We start from the raw sequence: 7,014 nt of genomic DNA, 5'->3' as shown, positions 1-7,014 counted from the left end.
GTTTAATTCCATGAATATTATTGCCAGCCTGATCCAGGTCAATCCGGAAAAAGCCGAGCGTGCCGTGGAGGACCTCTCAGACCTGTTCAGAGCCAGCCTGCAGAACCCCGGCCAAAACAAGAGTGCTGTCGTCCCCATCCAGAAAGAGATACAAATCAGCGAAAGTTACCTGAGAATTGAGCAGCAAAGGCTGGGTGACCGCCTTGAGGTCCGGTGGCTGGTCGGTGAACTTCCGCAAAGTCTGGGTATTCCACCCTTTACCCTGCAGCCATTGGTGGAAAATGCCGTCTACCATGGCATTCAGCCGCTGGAGGCTGGTGGCTGCATTACGATCATCATCAACATTGATCATCAAATGGTTCAGATTTCTGTAGAAAATCCGATGCCATATACTGAGACGATTTCAAAAGGCAATCAGATTGCCCTGAACAATATCCGCTCCCGTCTGGACATGCTCTACGGCCGCAAAGCCAGCCTGACCACGGATATCCGGGAGCATGCTGGTACCAAATGGTATACAGCGCAGGTGCAATATCCCTGCCGATGGGACAAGGCTGTTGATTACCAAAGCTGATAAATGACTGACGGGAACCGATCACTGAACAATGAATGTCCTGATTGTTGATGATGAGCCACTGGCCCGGGAACGGCTGAGACACCTGATTGGCCGGATTGATAACTTTATGGTGCTTGAACATGAGGCCAGCAATGGCCGGGATGCCATTGACCTGTGCAGCCAGTATCAGCCCGATATCGTGTTGATGGACATTCGCATGCCGGTTATGGGCGGGCTGGAAGCTGCCAGATACATCAGCTCCATGGACAAACCACCGGCCGTGGTTTTCTGTACCGCCTATGACAATCACGCCCTTGAAGCGTTTGATGCCCAGGCCGTGGGTTATCTGCTGAAACCGATTCGTCAGGAAGAGCTGAATCAGGCACTGCAACGTGCCAGTAAACTGAATCGTCTGCAACTGGCCTGGCTGAACGACCATCAGACAGAGCATAGAGAGCAGGGCCATATCGCCGCCAAAACATTGCGTGGTATTGAGCTGGTTCCCCTGGGCGATGTGCTCTATTTCATGGCGGATAATAAATATGTGACGGTGCATCACCGTCATGGCGAAGTGCTGATCGATGATCCGTTGAAAACCCTGGAAGAAGACCACGGCCAGCACTTTGTCAGAATTCACAGAAATGCGCTGGTACGCCGTGATGCCATTGAGAGTCTGTCCCGGGATGATAAGGGGCACTGTTTTATCCATCTCAGGGAAGTGGCAGAACCACTGTCCATCAGCCGACGTCATGTGCCGTTGATCAAGAAGATTATGCAATCTTTATAGTCAGGCAGCCATGCCTGACCTCCCTCCCAAGCTTGGCAACCTTCGAGGCTGTCTCTTAAAGCCGGTCTGTCGTATTATCCTTCACATCTGTTTTGCAGTAGTCTTTTTGCCAGCAGTCTTTTTGCTAATAGCCTGGCAGTTTATTTGAATAATAGAAGTCATCATTCCTGTGAAAACCGTTCGTATCGCCACCCGTAAAAGTGCCCTTGCCCTGTGGCAGGCAGAATATGTCAAACAGCAGCTGGAATACCACCATCCGGATATTCTGGTAGAGCTGGTCAAAATGACCAGTCAGGGCGACCGCATTCTGGACGCACCACTGGCAAAAATTGGTGGCAAGGGGCTGTTTGTCAAAGAGCTGGAAAATGCCCTGCTCGAAGGACGTGCAGATATTGCAGTGCACTCAATGAAAGATGTCCCCATGGAGTTCCCGGAAGGTCTTGGGCTTGGCGTTATCTGCCCCCGTGAAGACCCACGGGATGCCTTTGTCTCAAATCACTATGCTTCTCTGGATGAACTGCCACAGGGGGCCGTTGTTGGCACTTCAAGCCTGCGCCGGCAGTGTCAGATACTGGCCGCCCGTCCTGACCTGACCATTCAGTTTCTGCGGGGCAATGTAAATACCCGCCTGGCCAGGCTGGATGATGGCCAGTATGACGCTATCATTCTGGCAGCCGCCGGGTTGATTCGACTGGAGATGGCTGATCGCATTCGCAACTGTCTGGATACCGGCCTGAGTTTGCCTGCTGCTGGACAGGGTGCCGTTGGCATTGAACTGCGCCATGACGACGAAGAAACCAGACGGCTGATTGCCCCTTTGCATGATGCGCAAACAGCAATCAGGGTTGGTGCTGAGCGAGCCATGAATAGACGCCTGAATGGTGGCTGCCAGGTACCTATTGGCGGATTTGCTGAACTGGACGGAGACCGGTTATTTCTCAGGGGCCTGGTCGGTAGCCCTGACGGCCAGACCATCTATCGCAGTGAAGTGACCTGTGCCGCTGAAGATTATGAGTCCGCGGGGATTCAGGTGGCTGAATCGCTCCTGAAACAGGGGGCGGATAAAATCCTTGCTGAATTGAGCCATTCGGGTAGCAGCTAAAGCCGCCTTCTGACGGCGTTGAACTGGTGTGATGTAACCTTATGCCAACAGAACCTAAAGGATATCGCCAAAACCGATAAATTCTGCTTCCTCGGAAAACGAAACTGTCGATGTTGTTGCGGGACCCGAGCCAGTAAATTCGGGCCTGTCACTAACTGATATTCGGACAAATCCGCTACTGGATGGCGCTTGTGATGCCTCCGTCAATCCAACATTTCTCGACCCACTGGGTGTACCAAATAAGCTCGACCCGGACGGGGGGAATGAGCTTATCGTAAATCCAACATTTCCCGACCTACTTGATGGAACCCATGTACCAAATAAGCCCATGGATTCGGATGGGCTCTCTCCTGACGCAATACCACCAGAACCGTGATCAAAATTTGGCTGTGGCATACCACACCTACCCGTTGGCCTTTGGTCTAACGGAAGCTTTGAACCTCTCCTGAGATCATGACGATTAATACCATGACTCTTGAATTCATCCACAGCATCCAGGAATACGGTGAAGTTAAATTCCTTTTTCTCAAAATCAAATACTTCACTCAACTTGATGACATGGGTCTGTTCTTTATTATCGCTGCAAACAATCTCAATTTTATCACCCCAGTAATCAAATGGTGTTTTTAAATAAACTTTGGTTTTATCATCAAAATAGGCCGGATAGCTCTTCATGAGTTTGCTCATCATTAGCTCACACCGAACACAGTTAATAATATTTGCAACAGTCTCATTCACAGATTTGGATTCACTGATGTTTTTTGTATCCACTCGCACTTCGAATGGATGATTCACTCCATCTACAGTAAAGTTTCTGACCAGGGCAAAATCCACATCCGTTGACTCTGCCAGGCCAGGAATCAGTTCATGAGGATTTGGGTTTGAAAGTGCAATCATTGATGAAACTTCAGGCGATCCCCAGCTCCCGGAATGTTCCCTGTCATTTTCAAGCGCGGTTCGCAAATCAATAAGGCATTTACTGACAGTCTTATTTGTTAATGCCTGTTTGGCTTCCCGGATTCTATCTCTGATGTTTTTTTCACTGTTATTCATCATGTTTTCTGAGTTTATGTTATCAGTACCATACTCGAAATCCTGATTGAATTTTTGTTCCAGGGTGGCTAAACACTCTTCTGCTCTCCTGTGGTTTTCATCAAGTTGCTGAACCAGTTTCCCCAAATCATTTTCTTTGCCATACATTCTTTCCATTTCATTCTTTCGTTCCTCAGTTATATTATCCACACGAAATTCAACAGCTTTAATGCCGGAGTGACCCAGTTGCGTTACAATAAGGTTGTCAACTAATTTGCCGTATTGATGAAGAAAACCCGTTGCATTTTCATGATCCGGGAACATTGAATAGGGATATGGGCAATCAGGAGCCTCTGCTTTGTCATTTTGTTTGCGCACATATAGGCAACCTTCTCTCTCGCATTTTCGATCAGCTTTAATCAACCAGTCAGTACCCTTGTTATAAAAAATATTTTCTTTATTATGCGGCTTTTTGTTTACGCAGATAGTACATGTGTTTATAGCTGTAGCTTGATTGTCGGCTGCTATTCTCCTGAGCATACATTCCTGATGTTCAAAATGTTGGCAAGGTCTTTCAATAATGCCTTTTTCTTCCGAGAATAGTGCTTCCTGACAGACTGGACAAACATCAGTCATTCGATTTTTAACTGAATCCGTGTATCTCAGTTTATGCCCGTTCAATAGAACTATTTCAGTGCTGGATGTTGGTGTAAAATCCGGTTCAAATCGAGTGGTTTTATTCGTCACTTGTATATTTGTTTGCATTAATAATATTCTCTGTCTGGTTGATTGCACTTGACACCTGGGAAGCTCGAAAATCATGCCCCATGCAATTGAGATGCTGGCTGCCCTCACGGAAAACAGCGCCAACTTTGACCTCCGGGATTCGACCTCCAGGATAAGGAATTAGTTCAACTGCATAATGAAGCTGTCTTATATTCGCGCATTGGTAACCCGCCCTGAGCCTCAGGCACAGGCTTTGGTAGACGCCATCAGGGAAATGGGGGGGCAGTCCTGGCCCGTGCCCATGCTGGCTATTGATGCCCTGGCAGAAACACAGGCAATGAAAGACTGCCTGCTAATGCTCGACCAGTTTGACCAAATTATTGTGACCAGCCGTCCGGCCGCCCGCCTGGGCGTTGAGCTGATTGAACGATACTGGCCACAGCTACCGGTTCACTGCCAGTGGTTTGCCATTGGCGGCAGTACAGCCGCTGAACTTGGGCAGTTTGATATCAAGGCTCACTATTCACAAGCCGGTGTAGACAGCGAAGCCCTGCTTACCCTGGATGCATTTAACCATGTGCAGGATAAGAGAGTCCTGATCATCAAGGGAGCAGGGGGGCGCGAGTTACTGGAGGAACAGCTCAGTAATGCCGGTGCCAGTATCCAGACGCTGGACGTTTATCAGCGTTCCTGCCCAACTTATGATCGCAATGCGGTGGTAAAAATGTTGGAAAGCCACTCAATCAATGTCATCCTCTGTGGTAGTGGAGAAACCCTGACCAATCTTGGGTACTACTTACCCATGTCCTATCGAGCTGACTACCGGCTGCTGGTTCCCAGTGAACGGGTTGCCAGACAGGCCCATAGCCTGGGTTTCCAGCAGGTAACCAATACCGGCGGTGCCAGCAACGAGACGATGTTGCAGGCATTGGCCCGGATCTGCTTCTTGTGAAAAATGAGCGGACCCCGAAGGAAGAGTCCCATAAGAGACAGAAAAACACCGGGGGCGCTCTCCCGGACTATCCTCTCGAACAATCGGAAGGCCCAAGCGTGAGCGATACAGACCAGAACACAGACCGTTTACCAGAAAATGCACCTGAAGATGTTCAGCAGAAAACAGGCATCCATTCAGCGACAGCGTCCAATTCAGAACAGCAAGCCGACAAAAAGCGTGAAACCAGAGGTTCAGGTAGAGGCCTGGCAGGATTTGCCCTGCTGGTATCTGCCTGTGCCCTTGGCCTTGGTGGCTACATCGGCTGGCGTGCCATGGGGCTGGAGCAGAGCCAGCCGGTTCTTCTTGAAGGGATGGACCAGCTGCAGACACAGATTGCCCGTCAACAGGCCAGACTGACGACGGTGGTACAAAGCACCTCGGCCGATATTGAGCAACACAAAGAACAGTTGCAGGCGCTGCAACAACGGGAAGCCAGGCTTTTGTCCCGCATTGATACCCTTGCCAGCAAAGTCAGAGGGCTTGAAGGCTCTACACGCCACCAATGGCGTATTGCTGAAGTCGAGTACCTGCTGCGCCTTGCCAATCAGCGGCTGCTTACAGTCAATGATGTTACCGGTGCCCTTGAGCTGATGGCCAGTGCCGAGCAGATACTGAGACAACTGGATGACTATGCCCTGTTTCCGGTCAGAGAGGCCCTGGCAGAAGATATGGCGGTTCTGAAAGCTGCCGAATTGGTAAACCAGGAAGATATCTGGCTGCGACTTCAGGCTGTTGCGGATCTGATCCCCGACCTTGTTATCCTCGATGATAGCCCTGCTGCGGATATGGCCACGTCCCTGAAACCCGGATCAACGGTCACTGGTGAAGCCAGCCCGGCAGCGGACAGAACCTGGCAGGAAACCATCAGGGCGATATTGCTGGACACCTGGCAACGGTTCACCAGCCTCTTCCGCATTAATACCCGGCGAGAGCAACCCATTGAAGTATTGCTGACACCGGAACAGGAGCAGTTAATCCGGCAGAAGATGCTGATGTTGATCGAACAGAGTAAGCTGGCGCTGATCACCGGGCAGCAGTCGATTTATCAGCAAAGTCTCCAGCAAACCAGTGACTGGCTGAATCGCTATTTCATGCTCGGTGGTGAACTCAGCAATCAGCTGGCTGGCGAACTTGCTGACCTGGAGGGAGTCTCTGTAACCCCCGACATGCCCAATATTCATCGTTCTCTGGAGGCACTGAAAGAGCACCAGTCCAGCTCAGCTATTGCCCCCACCCCCACACCACAGGCTCCCACACCACCAGAAAGCGATTCGACCGTCAAGCCGGAAGAGAACCGGGCGACACCAGCATCACCAGACAAGCATGATGGAAAAAGTGGAACTCCATTGACGGAGCCGGATCAAGCTGCTGAACAGGGAGTGCAAATTTCATGAAAGGGTTTGCACTGTTCCTGATCACTGTTTCTGCCTGCTTTTTACTGGCCAATATCATGGTGAACGACCATGGTTATGTGCTGGTTGCTTACGATGAGATGACCTTTGAAAGCAGCCTCTGGGGTTTGCTGCTGCTGGTTGTCATCTCCCTTGGCCTGGTCTGGCTGGCGGTGATCATTGGCCGGTTACTGCTGGGTACATTCAGTGTTATCTATCCACTATCATCGGGAGCCCGAAAAGCCAAAGCCCGGAAACTGTTTGACCGGGGTCTGGCAGAGTTCACCAAAGGTCACTGGCGCAAGGCTGAACGACTCCTTGGGCAGGCGGCAAACAGTGGTGAATCACCGTTAATCAACTATCTGGCCGCTGCCAGGGCGGCCCATGAAGCAGGAAATCATGAGGCCAGTGCCAACTGGCTGAGAC

Annotated in this window: 7 protein-coding genes; 6 read left to right on the top strand and 1 reads right to left on the bottom strand. The window is 50.5% G+C overall.

The genetic code is table 11. From position 1 onward, the window contains the following. The 3 genes from KDK13_RS08510 to hemC all read left to right on the top strand — a co-directional run. On the top strand, positions 1 to 574 hold a 574-nt coding region (locus KDK13_RS08510), incomplete at its 5' end, for a sensor histidine kinase (RefSeq protein ID WP_257284550.1). Between the two features lie 31 nt (positions 575 to 605). Then, positions 606 to 1,343, top strand: coding sequence for a LytTR family DNA-binding domain-containing protein (locus tag KDK13_RS08505; RefSeq protein WP_257284549.1), 738 nt, complete (start codon positions 606 to 608; stop codon positions 1,341 to 1,343). Between the two features lie 169 nt (positions 1,344 to 1,512). Further along, positions 1,513 to 2,445, top strand: coding sequence for a hydroxymethylbilane synthase (hemC, locus tag KDK13_RS08500; protein ID WP_373692225.1), 933 nt, complete (start codon positions 1,513 to 1,515; stop codon positions 2,443 to 2,445). A 54-nt stretch (positions 2,446 to 2,499) separates the two neighbouring features. Here hemC and KDK13_RS08495 read toward each other — a convergent pair whose 3' ends face one another. Next, positions 2,500 to 4,242: a hypothetical protein gene (locus KDK13_RS08495; RefSeq protein WP_257284548.1), complete on the bottom strand. Its 1,743-nt coding sequence runs from the start codon at positions 4,240 to 4,242 to the stop codon at positions 2,500 to 2,502. 157 nt (positions 4,243 to 4,399) lie between these two features. On the opposite strand from KDK13_RS08495, the gene KDK13_RS08490 reads away from it, so the two are divergent. The 3 genes from KDK13_RS08490 to KDK13_RS08480 all read left to right on the top strand — a co-directional run. After that, on the top strand, positions 4,400 to 5,155 hold the full coding sequence (locus tag KDK13_RS08490) for a uroporphyrinogen-III synthase (RefSeq protein WP_257284547.1): 756 nt from the start codon (positions 4,400 to 4,402) through the stop codon (positions 5,153 to 5,155). Then, the gene (locus KDK13_RS08485; protein WP_257284546.1) at positions 5,152 to 6,591 is read left to right on the top strand and encodes a uroporphyrinogen-III C-methyltransferase; all 1,440 of its coding nucleotides are present in this window, start codon (positions 5,152 to 5,154) and stop codon (positions 6,589 to 6,591) included. The genes KDK13_RS08490 and KDK13_RS08485 overlap by 4 nt, the downstream gene beginning before the upstream one ends. Then, on the top strand, positions 6,588 to 7,014 hold a 427-nt coding region (locus KDK13_RS08480; RefSeq protein ID WP_306671051.1), incomplete at its 3' end, for a heme biosynthesis HemY N-terminal domain-containing protein. The genes KDK13_RS08485 and KDK13_RS08480, both read left to right, overlap by 4 nt.

The sequence above is a fragment of the Endozoicomonas sp. SESOKO1 genome (assembly GCF_024606265.1).
Taxonomy (GTDB): domain Bacteria; phylum Pseudomonadota; class Gammaproteobacteria; order Pseudomonadales; family Endozoicomonadaceae; genus Endozoicomonas.
The sequence above is the reverse complement of the archived record's forward strand: the minus strand, read 5'-3'. Positions and strand labels throughout refer to the sequence as shown.

Bases quoted from the DNA above. Each gene is read 5' to 3' on its own strand.
- KDK13_RS08490 (WP_257284547.1), top strand. From the start codon at position 4,400: ATGAAGCTGTCTTATATTCGCGCATTGGTAACCCGCCCTGAGCCTCAG.
- KDK13_RS08505 (WP_257284549.1), top strand. From the start codon at position 606: ATGAATGTCCTGATTGTTGATGATGAGCCACTGGCCCGGGAACGGCTG.
- KDK13_RS08495 (WP_257284548.1), bottom strand. From the start codon at position 4,242: ATGCAAACAAATATACAAGTGACGAATAAAACCACTCGATTTGAACCG.